General features: G+C 69.7%; 12 protein-coding genes. 10 read left to right on the plus strand and 2 right to left on the minus strand.

Translation table 11 applies throughout. The features are described from left to right. The first annotated feature begins 4 nt into the window (after positions 1 to 4). From M2437_RS22685 to M2437_RS22710, 6 genes are all read left to right on the plus strand, one after another. Positions 5 to 208 carry a hypothetical protein gene (locus tag M2437_RS22685; protein ID WP_012253609.1) on the plus strand — a complete coding sequence of 68 codons (204 nt, stop codon included), beginning with the start codon at positions 5 to 7 and terminating at the stop codon, positions 206 to 208. A gap of 121 nt (positions 209 to 329) precedes the next feature. After that, a complete protein-coding gene (locus tag M2437_RS22690; RefSeq protein ID WP_253388747.1) occupies positions 330 to 2,603 on the plus strand; it encodes a sensor histidine kinase in 2,274 nt (757 codons plus the stop codon). Between the two features lie 615 nt (positions 2,604 to 3,218). After that, on the plus strand, positions 3,219 to 4,166 hold the full coding sequence (locus tag M2437_RS22695) for a helix-turn-helix transcriptional regulator (RefSeq protein ID WP_265245336.1): 948 nt from the start codon (positions 3,219 to 3,221) through the stop codon (positions 4,164 to 4,166). Positions 4,167 to 4,446: 280 nt separating this feature from the next. Further along, on the plus strand, positions 4,447 to 5,307 hold the full coding sequence (gene cysE / locus M2437_RS22700; protein WP_003604165.1) for a serine O-acetyltransferase: 861 nt from the start codon (positions 4,447 to 4,449) through the stop codon (positions 5,305 to 5,307). Between the two features lie 135 nt (positions 5,308 to 5,442). Continuing rightward, positions 5,443 to 5,658 (plus strand): DUF3126 family protein, encoded by a 216-nt coding sequence (locus tag M2437_RS22705; RefSeq protein ID WP_003604163.1) that lies wholly within the window; start codon positions 5,443 to 5,445, stop codon positions 5,656 to 5,658. A gap of 170 nt (positions 5,659 to 5,828) precedes the next feature. Next, positions 5,829 to 6,158 (plus strand): DUF6949 family protein, encoded by a 330-nt coding sequence (locus M2437_RS22710; RefSeq protein WP_012253606.1) that lies wholly within the window; start codon positions 5,829 to 5,831, stop codon positions 6,156 to 6,158. Between the two features lie 10 nt (positions 6,159 to 6,168). On the opposite strand, the gene M2437_RS22715 is transcribed toward M2437_RS22710, so the two are convergent. Further along, complete coding sequence (locus tag M2437_RS22715; RefSeq protein WP_012253605.1) at positions 6,169 to 6,801, minus strand: S24 family peptidase; 633 nt, start codon at positions 6,799 to 6,801, stop codon at positions 6,169 to 6,171. 222 nt (positions 6,802 to 7,023) lie between these two features. Here M2437_RS22715 and M2437_RS22720 point away from each other — a divergent pair, with 222 nt between their 5' ends. The 4 genes from M2437_RS22720 to M2437_RS22735 all read left to right on the plus strand — a co-directional run bounded on the left by M2437_RS22720 (position 7,024) and on the right by M2437_RS22735 (position 11,607). Beyond that, positions 7,024 to 7,374, plus strand: coding sequence for a DUF952 domain-containing protein (locus M2437_RS22720; protein ID WP_253388748.1), 351 nt, complete (start codon positions 7,024 to 7,026; stop codon positions 7,372 to 7,374). Next, a complete protein-coding gene (locus M2437_RS22725) occupies positions 7,371 to 8,447 on the plus strand; it encodes a quinone-dependent dihydroorotate dehydrogenase (RefSeq protein ID WP_253388749.1) in 1,077 nt (358 codons plus the stop codon). Before M2437_RS22720 ends, M2437_RS22725 begins: the two co-directional genes overlap by 4 nt. A 521-nt stretch (positions 8,448 to 8,968) precedes the next feature. After that, the gene (locus M2437_RS22730) at positions 8,969 to 11,287 is read left to right on the plus strand and encodes an FdhF/YdeP family oxidoreductase (protein ID WP_253388750.1); all 2,319 of its coding nucleotides are present in this window, start codon (positions 8,969 to 8,971) and stop codon (positions 11,285 to 11,287) included. A 17-nt stretch (positions 11,288 to 11,304) separates the two neighbouring features. After that, complete coding sequence (locus M2437_RS22735; protein WP_003604157.1) at positions 11,305 to 11,607, plus strand: hypothetical protein; 303 nt, start codon at positions 11,305 to 11,307, stop codon at positions 11,605 to 11,607. Between the two features lie 122 nt (positions 11,608 to 11,729). Here M2437_RS22735 and M2437_RS22740 read toward each other — a convergent pair whose 3' ends face one another. Continuing rightward, positions 11,730 to 13,697: a PAS domain-containing HWE histidine kinase family protein gene (locus M2437_RS22740; RefSeq protein ID WP_253388751.1), complete on the minus strand. Its 1,968-nt coding sequence runs from the start codon at positions 13,695 to 13,697 to the stop codon at positions 11,730 to 11,732. Between the last annotated feature and the right edge of the window lie 22 nt (positions 13,698 to 13,719).

Raw genomic sequence — 13,719 nt, forward strand, 5'->3', positions numbered from 1 at the left:
CGCCATGCCGCATTTCTCGAAGGAGGATCTGGAGGCCTCGGCGGAGACGCTGGCCAACCTGCGGGAGATCCTGCACGGGCGCCAGCAGGGCGGGCGCGACGGCCGGCCCGTCCCGACGACGCCGACCAAGGAAGGGCGCTTCGGCACCTCCGGCGGCCGGGGGGCTCCGGTGCGTAAGCGGCGCCACACGGCCCCGGCAGGCGCGTAAGGGTAGCGCGGTCCGTCGCCCCCATCCAGACCGGCGCGACGCCCTTGTCCGGCGACGCGTTTCCGGCGACGATCCCGCTGCGACGAAGAACGCTCCCGAGGGAGCCCGCCACGGGGCGAGGATGCGGGTCGGCCGGAAGATTGCCCTGGTCGGCGGTGTCCCGATCCTCGTCGCCGCGGCCATCGCGGCGGCGGGCTGGTTCCTGCTCGCCCAGGGGGAGCGGGCCCGAGCCGGCGCCCTGCTCGCCGCCCGCGTCTATCACGACCTCACCCTGGCGCGGATGGTCCGCGACGATTCCGTCTCCGCCCGCGCCGACGCGCGCGCGGCGATCGAGACGCGGTTCTTCGACCTGACCGCCCGAGCCGGACGCGGCCTGGAGGCGCTTCAGAATCAGGCCCGCACCCGGAGCCAGGCCGAGCGGGCCGCCGCGGCGCGCCAATCCCTCAGCCGCTACGTGGCGCGGATGCGGGATTTCTCGGCGGTCGCCCGCGAGAATGACGGCCTCATCGCCGAGATGGGACAGCGCGCGAACCGCCTGACCGACCTTGCCGAACAGGCGCGCCAGCGCCAGCAGGCTGCCAACGTCGATCTTGCCTGGACGATGACGGGGAAAGTGAACCGGCTGCGCGCGACCCGCGACGTCGTGGCGGGGCTCAACGCCGTGCTGGCCGCCGCGTGGCAAGGCGCGCTTGCCCGGCAACGCGGCGAGGAAGCCGCGCACTCCGAGCGCACCCGCCTCGTCCATGCCGGCCGCGACCTCGCGGCGGCCCTGCGCGCCACCTCCCGCGAGACCGAAGCGACGGAGGCGGAGGGGCTGACCGCCTCGGAGCCGGCGGCCGGCGACCGGCTGACGGAATGGGGCGAGCGCTGGCTCAAGATCGCGACCTCCGAGCAGCGCATGCTCGACGACGCGGTGGCGCAGCTCCTCGCCTCCGCAGGCGAGGCCAACGCGACCGAGCAGGCGACGCAGAATATCGGAATCGCCACGCTCAAGCTCGGCCAGCGCACCGCCGAGGCTCTGGCGCGGCGCGATGCGGAGGCCGTCTCCGCCATGCTCGGCGAGGGCGAGCGGCTCTCGGCGAGCGCCTCTGCCCTGCCGATCTCGCCGCTGATCCAATCCGACATGATCGAAGCCATCGACGGCTGGCGCGCGCGGCTCGCCACCACGATCGACGGGCTCAAGCGCCAGAACGCGATGATTGCCGAGATGGACGGCCTCGCCGCCGGCCTGAGCGAGGCCGCCCGCGACCTCAACGACGACGCGGTCGAGGATGCCGACCGGTTCGGCACCTTCCTCGGCCGGCTCCTGCTCGCCGGGGCGGCCATCGGCCTGCTGCTCGGCGCCCTCGTCGCCCTGGCGGTGGCCCGCTCGATCCTCGTGCCGCTGCGCCAGCTTCAGGGCGACATGATCGCGCTCGCCGCCGACCCGAAGGCGGAGGGGCTCTCGGGCACGCAGCGCACGGACGAACTCGGCGACATCGCCCGCGCGACGAACTTCTTCGTGACCGAGATCGGCCGGCGCGAACGGGCGCTGCGGCGGGCCAAGGATCAGGCGGACACCGCCCTGCACGATCTCCGCCAGGCCCAGGACGACCTGATCCGCGTGGAAAAGCTCGCCTCGCTGGGGCAGCTCGTGGCCGGCGTCGCCCACGAGATCAACACGCCGCTCGGCATCGCGCTGACCACTGCGACGCTGGTGCGCGACGAGACGCGGACCTTTCAGGATTTGGTCGCGGCGGGCACGCTCTCGCGCTCGCGCCTGACCCATTTCGTCGATCGGGTCGGCGAGGGAGCGCAACTGCTCTGCGCGAACCTGACCCGCGCCGCGGACCTCGTCCACGGCTTCAAGCAGGTGGCGGTGGACCGGGCGAGCGACGAGCGCCGGAGCTTCGACCTCGATATCTGGCTCGGCGAACTACTCGCGAGCCTCCAGCCGATGCTGCGCAAGGGCGGCCACAGGATTCGCTGCGAGGTCCCGCCCGGCATCGTCCTCGATACCTATCCCGGCGTGCTCGCGCAGGTCGTCACCAACCTCGTCGCCAACGCCGTCGTGCACGGTTTTGCCGGCGCCGAGCGGCCCGGAACCATCACGGTGCGGGTCTCGACGCCCGGAGCGCTCGTGCGGCTGGAGGTGAGCGACGACGGCAGCGGCATCGCGCCAGAGCATCTCGGGCGGATCTTCGACCCGTTCTTCACCACCGCCCGCTCCCGCGGCAGCACCGGGCTCGGCATGCACATCGTGCACAACCTCGTCACGGCCAAGCTCCAGGGCCGCATCGCCGTCGAGAGCGCACCGGAGCACGGCACCCTCGTGCGCCTGGACTTCCCGCGGGTGCCCGGCGGCACCGAGTGGCCGGGCACGGCCCGCCGGCCGACTGGAGCGGACGCACGATGAGTCGCCTCGTCCGCGCTGCGGTTCACCGTCCACGCCGGCAAATCGACCATGATGGTCTACCGCTGGACCAGCGAGAACGGCGACCCGAACAACTTCATGAACGTACTGATCGGCGGACGGTGGGGGCGCCAACCTCGCCCGCTGGTGCGACTCAGGCCGCAATGCAGCAATCTTCGACACCTGCCACACCGACGAGGATGAGGCTCGCACCCGGCGCGACCAGAAAACTCAGCCCGACTCTGCGAGGCTGCTCAATGGGTTCAGCTCGCCGGAACCGTTGTCCACAGGGCAGCCGGAGCATGGTGCGCGGCGTCCGGACGAACCCGTTCAGGTGCACCCTATTTGAGGGTCTGACGTTGGCAGATAAGCGTTTTCCCCAACTGCGCCTCTCGCATTGCAGCATAGCATATGTTATCCAGCGGCGAGTTCGCATGGATGCTAAGCTCGTGCGATGGGTTGCACCGCAGCTCGCCAGTCGCCAGATGTGCGCCTTCCCCGCCGTATCCGCGTGCTTTGGCCCGCGGGTTGCAGCGGACGTCTCTCGTTCGGGTCTCCGGACGAGCGGATGGTGTTCCAGGCGCGAGGTCGAGGCCTCGCCGGAACTGTTCGGCATGGATGCGGATCGAGGCGGGCGTCGGAAAGGACGATGAAGTGAGTGGGGCCATGACCGACGCGGCCGATCAAGAAGCGAGCTTCCTCAACGAACTCGGCCGGCGCGTGCGCCACGCGCGGACGGTGCGCGGGCTGTCGCGCAAGCTGCTGTCGCAGGCCTCCGGCCTGTCCGAGCGCTACATTGCCCAGCTCGAGAGCGGCCAGGGCAACGTCTCGATCATCCTGCTGCGGCGCGTCGCCAATGCGATGGGGATGCGGCTCGACGATCTCGTCGCGACCCAGGAAGCCTCGTCCGACTGGCGCGTCATCCGCGACCTGCTCGATCAGGCCAGCCCTGACCAGATCGCCTTGGCCAAATCGGCGCTTGCGGGCTCGACTGGCGCGGAATCGCGGACGATCCGGCGGCGCGTGGCGCTGGTGGGCTTGCGCGGTGCCGGCAAGTCGACGCTGGGTCGGATGGCGGCGGCCCATCTCGGCTGGCGCTTCGTGGAGCTCAACACGGAGATCGAGCGCGAGAACGGTCTGTCGGTGCGCGAGATCTTCGCGATCTACGGCCAGGAAGGCTATCGCCGGCTGGAGCAGAAGGCCCTGCGCGGCCTCGCCGAGCAGCCGGGGCCGATGGTGCTCGCCACCGGCGGCAGCATCGTCGCCGAGCCGCTGACCTACGACCTGCTGCTCTCCTCCTTCTACACGATCTGGCTTCAGGCCCGGCCCGAAGAGCATCTTCAGCGGGTGCGCGACCAAGGCCATGTCGAGGGCAAGGGCGATCCGGCCTCGGTGCTGGAGGATCTGCGCGCGGTGCTGCTCAGCCGCGAGCCGCTCTATGCCCGCGCCTCCGCCGTCGTGGACACCTCCGACGTGCCGGTCGAGGTCATGGCCGAGCGTCTGATCGAAGTGATCGAGACCCGCTTCAGCGGCAACGACACCGGTGGGCGTCGCCCGGCCGCGTGATCGCAGCCTTGCGGCGCCATCCGCCGCAGGGTGTAACCCGGCCCCTTGATGCGGCGCGGGATCGCCCCAAGCTGTAGGGCTTGACCCGGCGCGGGCGAAGACGCTTCTCTTCCGCGCTCTTTTCGCGATACGCGTCGTAACTCCACGCCCCGCCCGGCGACATAACCCGTCTCACGGGCGCCTCGGCGAGGCCGTGCGGGGCGGCGCGAACACGCTGCCGGAAGCGGGCACGTCGCGGCCTCAAGCCGGATGGACAGCCCACGCTGTCGAGGAGGAATGCATGTCCGCCAGTCCGTCGCTCAGCCCGGCCTCCGGGCGCGAAGGCATCGCCGGAATCGTCGATCCGCTCTGGACGCGCGTGCGCACCGAGGCGGAAACGGTGGTGCGCGACGAGCCGCAGCTCGCCTCGTTCTTCGTGGCGACCATCCTCAACCATCCGAGCCTGGAGGCGGCGGTGGCGCATCGCGTCGCCACCCGCCTCGGCCACGCCTCGCTCTCGAGCGAACTCGTCGCCCACGGTTTCCACGAAGCGCTTCAGGACGATGTTCGCATCGGCCAGAGCATGCGCGCCGACATCCTCGCAGTGATGGATCGCGACCCGGCGACGACCCGGGCGCTCGAGCCGCTGCTCTATTTCAAGGGCTTCCACGCGATCCAGGCGCACCGCCTCGCCCACTGGTACTGGGGCCAGGGCCGGCGCGACCTCGCGCTCTACCTGCAGAGCCGGTCGTCGGAGGTGTTCCAGACCGACATCCACCCGGCCGCCCGGATCGGGCGCGGGGTGTTCTTCGACCACGCGACCGGGGTCGTGATCGGCTCCACCGCGGTGATCGAGGACGACGTCTCGATCCTGCACGCGGTGACGCTCGGCGGCACGGGCAAGCATGGCGGCGACCGCCACCCCAAGATCCGCCGCGGCGTGATGATCGGCGCCGGCGCCAAGATCCTCGGCAACATCGAGGTCGGGGCCTGCGCCCGGGTCGCGGCCGGCTCGGTCGTGCTCCGGTCGGTGCCGGCCCACACCACCGTCGTCGGCGTGCCGGCGCGCGTCGTCGGTGCGGCCGGCTGCGCCGAGCCCGCGCGCTCGATGGACCAGCTCGTGGCGATGAGCGAGTTCATCGATATCGCCGGCGGAATCTGAAGCCGCTCTCCGCGTGCGGCGGGTTGCCTGCCCTCCCCCGACGTGGCAAGCCGCCGGCCACCATCACAAGCCCCTCAGCGCTGCCGCCGGGATCACGCGTCCCGGCACGCACCGCCTCGCAAGAAGGTTGACGGCGTGACCAAGACCGAAGTCGCCAAGCTGCAGGATTACCTGCGCCGCAAGTTCGCCAATGCCAGCATCCGCGTCGTGGCGATGAAGACCGGTGATTCCGCCGAGGTGTTCATCGGCGATGAGTCGATCGGTGTCCTCGCCGACGACAAGGAAGACGGCGACGATTCCTTCACTTTCCGCATGGCGATCCTCGACATCGATCTCGAAGAAGACGCCTAATCCCGCGAGCCGGCCTTCGTTTCGGCCGGCTGCACCGCTCCGGGCTCGGCGCCCACTTCCGGCGTCGAGCCTGTGGGCAGCGTTAATGTTAACGAAACGTCTTTCTTAACAACACGTAAACGATCGGTCAGACTGCGCGTTACATCCTGAGAAGGAGCGTCGAGCGCGTCATGACCGTGAGCCCGTCTTCCGTCGAATCCATCCAGGCGCTCATCGTCGGTCTCGCGCTGGCGGGGCTGCTGGCGAGCGCCTTCGAATACGCCACGAACCGGCGGGCGAGCTTCCGTCTGCTGGAAGCCGGCGGCGTCACCGCCTTGGCCGCGCTGCCGATGATCGCGGTGGTCGCGCCCTTCATCATCCTGCGCAACACCCTGCGGGGTCGGCGCATCGAGCGCCGGCCGATCCCCTTCGTGATGATCGCGACGATGATCGCCTGCGGCTGGAGCCTGCTCTCGGGCCAGATCGCCCTCGGCATGGCCCATCGGCTGGCCGGGCTGTAGCCGGCGCCTTCTACTGCCGCACCCACATCACGCGCGCCATCCAGGCGACGTCGGCGAGCGGTACCGCCCGATCCTCGTGGTCGGGGTTGAGCGAGGCGAGTTCGATGGTGCGGGCGGTGCGGCGGCGCAGTTCCTTGGCCAGCACCTCGCCGTTGTTGAGCCGCGCCACGATCCGGTCGCCCTTGCGAATGCTGGCATTCGGGGCAACGATCAGCACGTCGCCGTCGCGATAGAGCGGCAGCATCGAATCGCCCTGAACCTCCAGCGCGAAGGCGCGGTCCCCGCCAAGATCGGGAAACTCGATCTCGTCCCAGCCGGGGCCGCCGGTCGGGATCCCCTCCTCGTTGAACAGGCGGCCGGAGCCGGCCTGGGTCAGGCCGATCAGCGGCACCATCGTCCGGGTCGGACCCTGCCCGGAATCGACCAAGTGCAGGAAGTCGTCGAGGCTGGCGCCGGTCGCGGCGAGCACCTTCGCGATCGATTCGGTCGACGGCCAGCGCTTGCGCCCATCGGGCCCGACCCGCTTCGAGCGGTTGAAGCTCGTGGCGTCGAGACCCGCACGCCGGGCGAGCCCCGACGCGGAGAAGCCGTGGCGCTCGGCCAACCGGTCGATCGCAGTCCAGATCTGCTCGTGCGACAGCATGGTGGCCTCAGACCGGCGCGTGTGCCGTTGAGACATACGGCCTACAGTTAGGAAACTAGAACCCGCTGGTGCCGGACGCAATCGGAGCATCCGGAGAAGCGAGTGTCGCATCTGAACGGCAAGCGGTGAAGGCGTGGCACCCCGTATCCGGTATCATCCCGCATTGGTTGCCGTCGGCCAGCGCGCGTTCTATCGCTCCGGAAGATTGACCTCGGAGACCGGATGGCCCTCGTCTACAAGATCTGTCCGCGCGGCCTCTGGCGGGAAGCCGAGGCGCTCGGCCGCTTCACCGGCGCACCCGTCGATCACGCCGACGGCTTCATCCACTTCTCGACCGCGGAGCAGGTCGCCGAGACCGCCGCCCGCCACTTTTCCGGGCAGGACGACCTGCTGCTCGTGGCGATCGAGGGCAACGAGCTGGGGCCGGCCCTGCGGTTCGAGCCGTCGCGGGGCGGCGCGCTGTTCCCGCACCTCTACGGCGACCTCCCCTTGAGCGCCGTGCGCTCCGTGACCGACATGCCCCTCGGGCCGGAGGGGCGGCACGTGTTCCCGGCGGAGATCCCGCAGGCATGATCGACGCGCTCTTCCCCCTCGCCCGGCCGCTGCTGCACGGGCTCGACGCCGAGACGGCGCACGACGTGACGATTCGCGGCCTGTCGCTGCTGCCGCCGCGCCGTCCGCCGGCCGACGACGCGTCCCTCGCTGTCGAGCTGTTCGGGCAGAGCTTTCCCAATCCGGTCGGCCTCGCCGCCGGGTTCGACAAGGGTGCGCGGGTGGCCGATGCGCTGCTCGGCCTCGGTTTCGGCTTCGTCGAAGTCGGCGGAGTCGTGCCGCAGCCCCAGCCCGGCAATCCGCGCCCGCGGGTGTTCCGGCTGCCCCGCGACCGGGCCGTGATCAACCGCTTCGGTCTCAACAGCGAGGGGCTCGACGCGGTGGCCGACCGGCTCAAGGCCCGCGCCGACCGCGAGGGGATCGTCGGCGTCAACATCGGCGCCAACAAGGAATCGGCGGACCGCCTCGCCGACTATGTCGCCTGCACCGCGCGGCTCGCCCCGCATGTCGCCTTTATCACCGTCAACGTCTCCTCGCCCAACACGCCGGGCCTGCGCGACCTTCAGGGCGAGGCCTTCCTCGACGACCTGCTCGCCCGCGTCGTCGCCGCCCGCGACGCCAGCGGATCGAGCGCCGCCGTGCTCCTTAAGATCGCGCCCGACATCGCGCTCGAAGGGCTCGACGCCATGACGGCGACGGCGCTCCGGCGCGGCATCCAGGGCCTCGTCGTCTCGAACACGACGATCGCCCGGCCGGCGTCCCTCGTGGAATCTTCCGTCGCGAAGGAAACCGGCGGCCTGTCCGGACGGCCGCTGTTCGGCCCGTCGACGCGGCTCCTGGCCGAGACCTATCTGCGCGTCGGCGACCGGATCCCGCTGATCGGCGTCGGCGGCATCGATTCGGCCGAGGCCGCCTGGACCAAGATCCGGGCCGGTGCCCGCCTCGTCCAGCTCTACTCCGCCCTCGTCTACGAGGGGCCGGGGCTGGTTGGCACGATCAAGCGCGGCCTGAGCCAGCGGCTGCGGGCGGAGGGCCTGACGAGCCTCGCCCCGGTCGTCGGGCGGGATGCGGCCGCCCTCGCGCGGGACGCCTGACCCGGCCCCACGCCGTCGCACGGCCTCTTTGGTGGGCTCGGCGCTCCGGATCACCGCGGCTCCGCCTGACGATGACGGAGCAGGTCCCGTTCTGCGCGCCAGCCCCAGCGTCCGTGACATGATCCGGCGCCCGCGACGGGCGCAGGACTCGCGTCGCATTCGTCCTGCCGCCGCAAAAACGGATCGGCCTTAAGACGGCGCGGGCGGGCTGTATGAACCGATCCGCCACGCGATTTCTTACCATGTGAATTTTGATGCAATGCACCAAAGTTCTATAAGTCACGCGGCACTCTGACCCAAATTCAGCTTTGAGCTATTCCAGGAACGGGCATCTTCTGGAGTCGAGTTAAATTGCCCTGCGTGCGACGAATGCCTCCCCCATCATCGGCCATGCATCAACTCGCATCTGCGAGATGTTATTTCCCGATCACGGCATCTGAAACCGCTCACCCGCCAGGGGGCGAAGCGGCGGGCGCGGATCGTCGAAAACCTCTCCCACATCGCGAAGACCGGGCTCACGGATGGATCGTTCGCAAGGCCTACCCAAGCGTTCTTCCGCCGCGGGCGGCTGGGGCGCGCTGAAGAGTTGCGGCAAGTTCCTGTTGGGGAGCCGGGCGCCGATCTCCGGCGCACGCGCCCTGCTCAGCGCCAACCAGCCCGACGGCTTCGATTGTCCCGGCTGCGCCTGGGGCGATCCGGCCCACGGCTCCTCGTTCGAGTTCTGCGAGAACGGCGTGAAGGCGGTCTCCTGGGAGGCCACCGACAAGCGCGCGACGCCGCGTTTCTTTGCCAAGCATCCGGTCTCGGAGCTGCGCGGCTGGACCGATTACGCGCTGGAGAGCGAGGGCCGCCTCACGCATCCGATGCGCTACGACGCCGAGACCGACACCTACCGCGCCGTGGAATGGGACGAGGCGTTCGCCGAGATCGGCGCGACCCTGCGCGGCCTCGACCATCCCGACCGCGTCGAGTTCTACACCTCCGGCCGCGCCTCCAACGAGGCGGCCTACCTCTACCAGCTCTTCGCCCGGGCCTACGGCACCAACAACTTCCCCGATTGCTCGAACATGTGCCACGAGGCGAGCGGCATCGCCCTCGTCCAGGCCATCGGCATCGGCAAGGGCACGGTGCTGCTCGAAGACTTCGAGAAGGCGGACGCGATCTTCGTCGTCGGCCAGAACCCCGGCACCAACCATCCGCGCATGCTGGGCGACCTGCGCCGGGCCGCCGAGCGCGGCGCGCGGGTCGTGGTGCTCAACCCCGTGCGCGAGCGCGGGTTGGAGCGCTTCGCCGACCCGCAGAACAGCGTCGAGATGCTGCGCGGGGCGAGCCGCCCGATCGCCAGCCATTACTTTCAGCCGAAGCCCGGCGGCGACATGGCCGCCTTCCGCGGCATCGCCAAGGTCGTCTTCGCCCGCGACGCGGCAGCGATCGAGGCGGGCAAGCCCTCGCTCCTCGACCATGCCTTCATCGCCGCGCATACCAGCGCCTTCGCCGATTACCGCGCGGCGGTCGAGACGACGGCGTGGGACGCGATCCTCGATCAGTCCGGCCTGACCCGTGAGGAGATCGAGACCGCGGCGGAGGTCTATCTCGGCGCCGACAAAGTGATCGCGACCTGGGCGATGGGCGTGACCCAGCACCGCCACTCGGTGGCGACGATCCGCGAGATCGCCAACCTGCTGTTCCTGCGCGGCCATATCGGCCGGCCCGGCGCGGGCCTGTGCCCGGTGCGCGGCCATTCCAACGTGCAGGGCGACCGTACGGTCGGCATCAACGAGAAGCCGCCCCTCGCGCTCCTCGAAGCGCTCGACCGCGAATTCGGCCTCAACGTGCCGCGCAAGCACGGCCACAACGTCCTCGGCGCCATCGGGGCGATGCTCGACGGCTCGGCGAAGGCCTTCATCGGGCTCGGCGGCAATTTCGTGCGCGCGACGCCGGACACGCGGCTGGTGGAGAAGGCGCTCGCCGGCTGCGAACTCACCGTCCACATCGCGACGAAGCTCAACCACTCGCACCTCGTGCCGGGCCGGGTCTCCTACCTGCTGCCCTGCCTCGGGCGCACCGAGATCGACCGCAACAGCCGGGCCAAGGTCCAGATCGTGACCGTCGAGGATTCGATGAGCATGGTCCACGGCTCGGGCGGCATCAACAAGCCCGCCTCGCCGCATCTGCGCTCGGAGATCGGCATCATCGCCGGCATGGCCGCGGCGACGGTGGGTTCGGAGCGGATCGACTGGGCCGCGCTGGCCGACGATTACGACCTCATCCGTGACCGCATCGAGCGGACGATTCCGGGGTTTTCCGGCTTCAACACCCGGGTGCGGCGTCCCCGCGGCTTCATGCTGCGCAATCTGGCCGCCGAGCGGGTGTTCGAGACCGCGACCGGCCGGGCGGGCTTCTCCAGCGGACCGCTGCCGGTGGCGACCGAGCACCAGCGCGCGAGCCTTCGGGGCGATACCTTCGTGCTGCAGACCTTCCGCAGCCACGACCAGTACAACACCACGATCTACGGCCTCGACGACCGCTACCGCGGCGTCTACGGCGAGCGCCGCGTCGTGTTCGCCAACCCGGACGACCTCGCCGAGCTGAAGGCGCGGGCGGGCGAGCGGGTCGATCTCGTCTGCGTCCATGCCGAGGACGGCGTCGAGCGGGTGGCGGAGGATTTCCGCCTCGTGCCCTTCGACATGCCGCGCGGCGCGCTCGCCGGCTACTATCCGGAACTCAACGTGCTGGTGCCGCTCTCGGCCTTCGGCGAGTTCTCGGATACGCCGACCTCGAAGTCGGTGCTGGTCCAGGTGCGGGCCCGCGCCGCCAATGATCTGGGCAAGGCTGCGTGAGCGAGGAAAAAGGCCGCGTGAGCGAGCCCGCTGCCGACGCCGAGACCTTTCTCGCCGCGACCGACACGATCGCGGCGCTGCGTCCCGAACTCAGCCTTCTGGAGGCCGGCATCCTCGCCGGCCTGCATCTCGGGCTGGCGGCCGACAGCCGGAGCTTCGCCCGAATCTTCGGCGTCGAGCACGCCCTGGTTCTGCGGGCGGTGGAAAGCCTGACCGCCGAGACCCTCATCACCGTGACGGCCCGTGACGGCCGCACCCAGCGCACCCGCTACGAGGCGAGCCCGGCGGGCAGCGCGGTGCTGACGGCGCTCGCCGCCTGATCCTAGAGCGTCGTCCTGGAACTCGATCCAAAACGACGCTCTACAGTCTTAATTTTGCTTCGTCTTTTCCGAAGGCCGGAATCCACCTTTCGGGACGATGCTCTAGGCCCGCACGGTGGCCCTCAGGCCGTGCTCACCTGCCCGAATCGCTCTCCCAGCGGCAGTTCGATGGCGCAGCGCAGCCGCGTCTCACCGAGTTCGTAGTGCGTCTTGGCGTTGAGCGCGTAGGGCATCGCCTGCTCGATCAACTCGCGTCCATAGCCGCGCCGCGTCGGGCTCTGTTCCTCGCGCGGCCGGCTGATGCCCTCCTCGATCCACTCGATCAGCAGGTTTCCTCCGCCCTGGTCGTCGCGGTCGGCGCGCCACGTCACCGAGAGGCGGCCGTGCTCGGTCGTCAGGGCACCGTACTTGCGGGCATTGGTGGCCAGTTCGTGCACGGCGAGCGCCAGGGTCTGCACCGACGCCTTGCGCAGGCGCACCGGCGGCCCGGCGATATGGATCCGATCGGCGAAGTCGCCGCCCCCGAGGGCGTCCAGCTCGGTTCGAATTAGGGTGCGCAGGGTGATCGGCTCCTGCTCCGAGCGCGACAGCAGCCCTTGAACCCGCGACAGGGCGGCGAGCCGGTCGTTGAACTGCTCGCGGAAGCGCTCCGTCGGGCCGGTCTGCGCCATGGTCTGGTGGGCGATGGAGCGCACGACGCCGAGCAGGTTGCGGGTGCGGTGCTGCAACTCGGCGACGAGGATGGTCTGGCGCTCCTGCAGATCGTGCAGATCGTGGATGTCCATGGCGGCACCGATCCACTGCGTGACCTGCCCCTCGGTGTCGACGAGGGGCGCCTGCCGTACGAGAAACCAGCGATACTGCCCGTCGTAGCGGCGGATGCGCTGCTGCACCTCGATCAACCGCTGCTGCTCGCGCCCGGAGCGGAAGGCCTCGCTCACCGCGTCGCGGTCGGCGGGATGGATCGCTTCGAGCCAGCCGCCGGCCTGCGATTGCTGCAGGGTCTGGCCGGTATAGGTGAGCCAAGCCTCGTTGAGGGAGTTGTGCTGCCCGCTCTCGTCCGAGCGCCACAGCAGGACGGGGATGAGGCTCGCCAGGGTGCGAAAGCGCTCCTCGCTCTCGCGCAGGGCCGCGTTTGCGCTCTCGTCGCGAAGCCGCAGCATCTCGTTCTGCGCCGCCTTCCAGGCCGAGATTTCCTTGGTGGTAATGGCGACTCCGTCACCGAGCTTCACCGCGCACTGGAAGAACCAGCCGTCGAACTGCTCGTGGGCGTAGCGGCGCTCCGCGGTCGCGGGCTGGCCGGTTTCCGTGACACGCTTGAAGGTGTCGAAGATGCCCTCCTGAATCACGCCCGGATTGCGTTCGAGCAGGCTCTGACCGCCCACATCGCCGTAGCGGCTCGCCGAGGTGGAGTTGTTCAGGAGCCAGCGGAAATCGACGATCTCGCCCGCCGGATCGCGCACGGCCTTCAAGACCTGAATCATGTCCATGGAGCTGTCCATGGTCGCCTTGAGCAGGTCGCGGCTCGCTTGAAGCTCCGCCGTCCGCTCCTGGACCTGACGTTCCAGCTCGGCCCGGAAGCGCGCCTCGCTCTCGCGCAACGCCCGGTCGGACAGCACGCGGGCCGTACTCTCGACCAGGGTGACCAGAATGCCCGCAATTCGCTCCGCCTCGTCCCGCAGCGGGCTGTAGGTCAGCGTGAACCATGCGTCTTCGAGGCGGCCCGACCGGAACAGCGGGTAGAGCGCGTCTTCGAAGGTGAACGTCTCGCCGTTCCAGACCCGCTCGTAGATCGGTGCGGTGATGTGCCAGATCTCGGGCCAGCACGCGCGTGCCGGCTGACCCAGCCCGGCCGGGTGCTTCGATCCCATCAGATCCCGGAAGTCGTCGTTGTAGACCTGGATCAGATCCCGGCCCCACAGCGCGATCATGGGGAAACCACAGCCGAGGATCAGGCTGATCGTGGCTCTGAGGCTCGGCGGCCAAGCGTCCGCCGCACCGAGCGCCGTCGCGGTCCAGTCATGCGCCCGGATCCGCTCGGCCATCTCGCCGCGGCGCGACTGCGCAGGTGGACTGTCGCTCCCATCCATCCCGCACCTTCGCACAGCTTTC

Source organism: Methylorubrum pseudosasae (assembly GCF_029504475.1).
Lineage (GTDB): Bacteria > Pseudomonadota > Alphaproteobacteria > Rhizobiales > Beijerinckiaceae > Methylobacterium > Methylobacterium extorquens.

Coding starts and splice junctions, on each gene's coding strand:
- M2437_RS22685 (WP_012253609.1), top strand. CDS start 5: ATGCCGCATTTCTCGAAGGAGGATCTGGAGGCCTCGGCGGAGACGCTG.
- M2437_RS22690 (WP_253388747.1), top strand. CDS start 330: ATGCGGGTCGGCCGGAAGATTGCCCTGGTCGGCGGTGTCCCGATCCTC.
- M2437_RS22695 (WP_265245336.1), top strand. CDS start 3,219: ATGCGGATCGAGGCGGGCGTCGGAAAGGACGATGAAGTGAGTGGGGCC.
- cysE (WP_003604165.1), top strand. CDS start 4,447: ATGTCCGCCAGTCCGTCGCTCAGCCCGGCCTCCGGGCGCGAAGGCATC.
- M2437_RS22710 (WP_012253606.1), top strand. CDS start 5,829: ATGACCGTGAGCCCGTCTTCCGTCGAATCCATCCAGGCGCTCATCGTC.
- M2437_RS22715 (WP_012253605.1), bottom strand. CDS start 6,801: ATGCTGTCGCACGAGCAGATCTGGACTGCGATCGACCGGTTGGCCGAG.
- M2437_RS22720 (WP_253388748.1), top strand. CDS start 7,024: ATGGCCCTCGTCTACAAGATCTGTCCGCGCGGCCTCTGGCGGGAAGCC.
- M2437_RS22725 (WP_253388749.1), top strand. CDS start 7,371: ATGATCGACGCGCTCTTCCCCCTCGCCCGGCCGCTGCTGCACGGGCTC.
- M2437_RS22730 (WP_253388750.1), top strand. CDS start 8,969: ATGGATCGTTCGCAAGGCCTACCCAAGCGTTCTTCCGCCGCGGGCGGC.
- M2437_RS22740 (WP_253388751.1), bottom strand. CDS start 13,697: ATGGATGGGAGCGACAGTCCACCTGCGCAGTCGCGCCGCGGCGAGATG.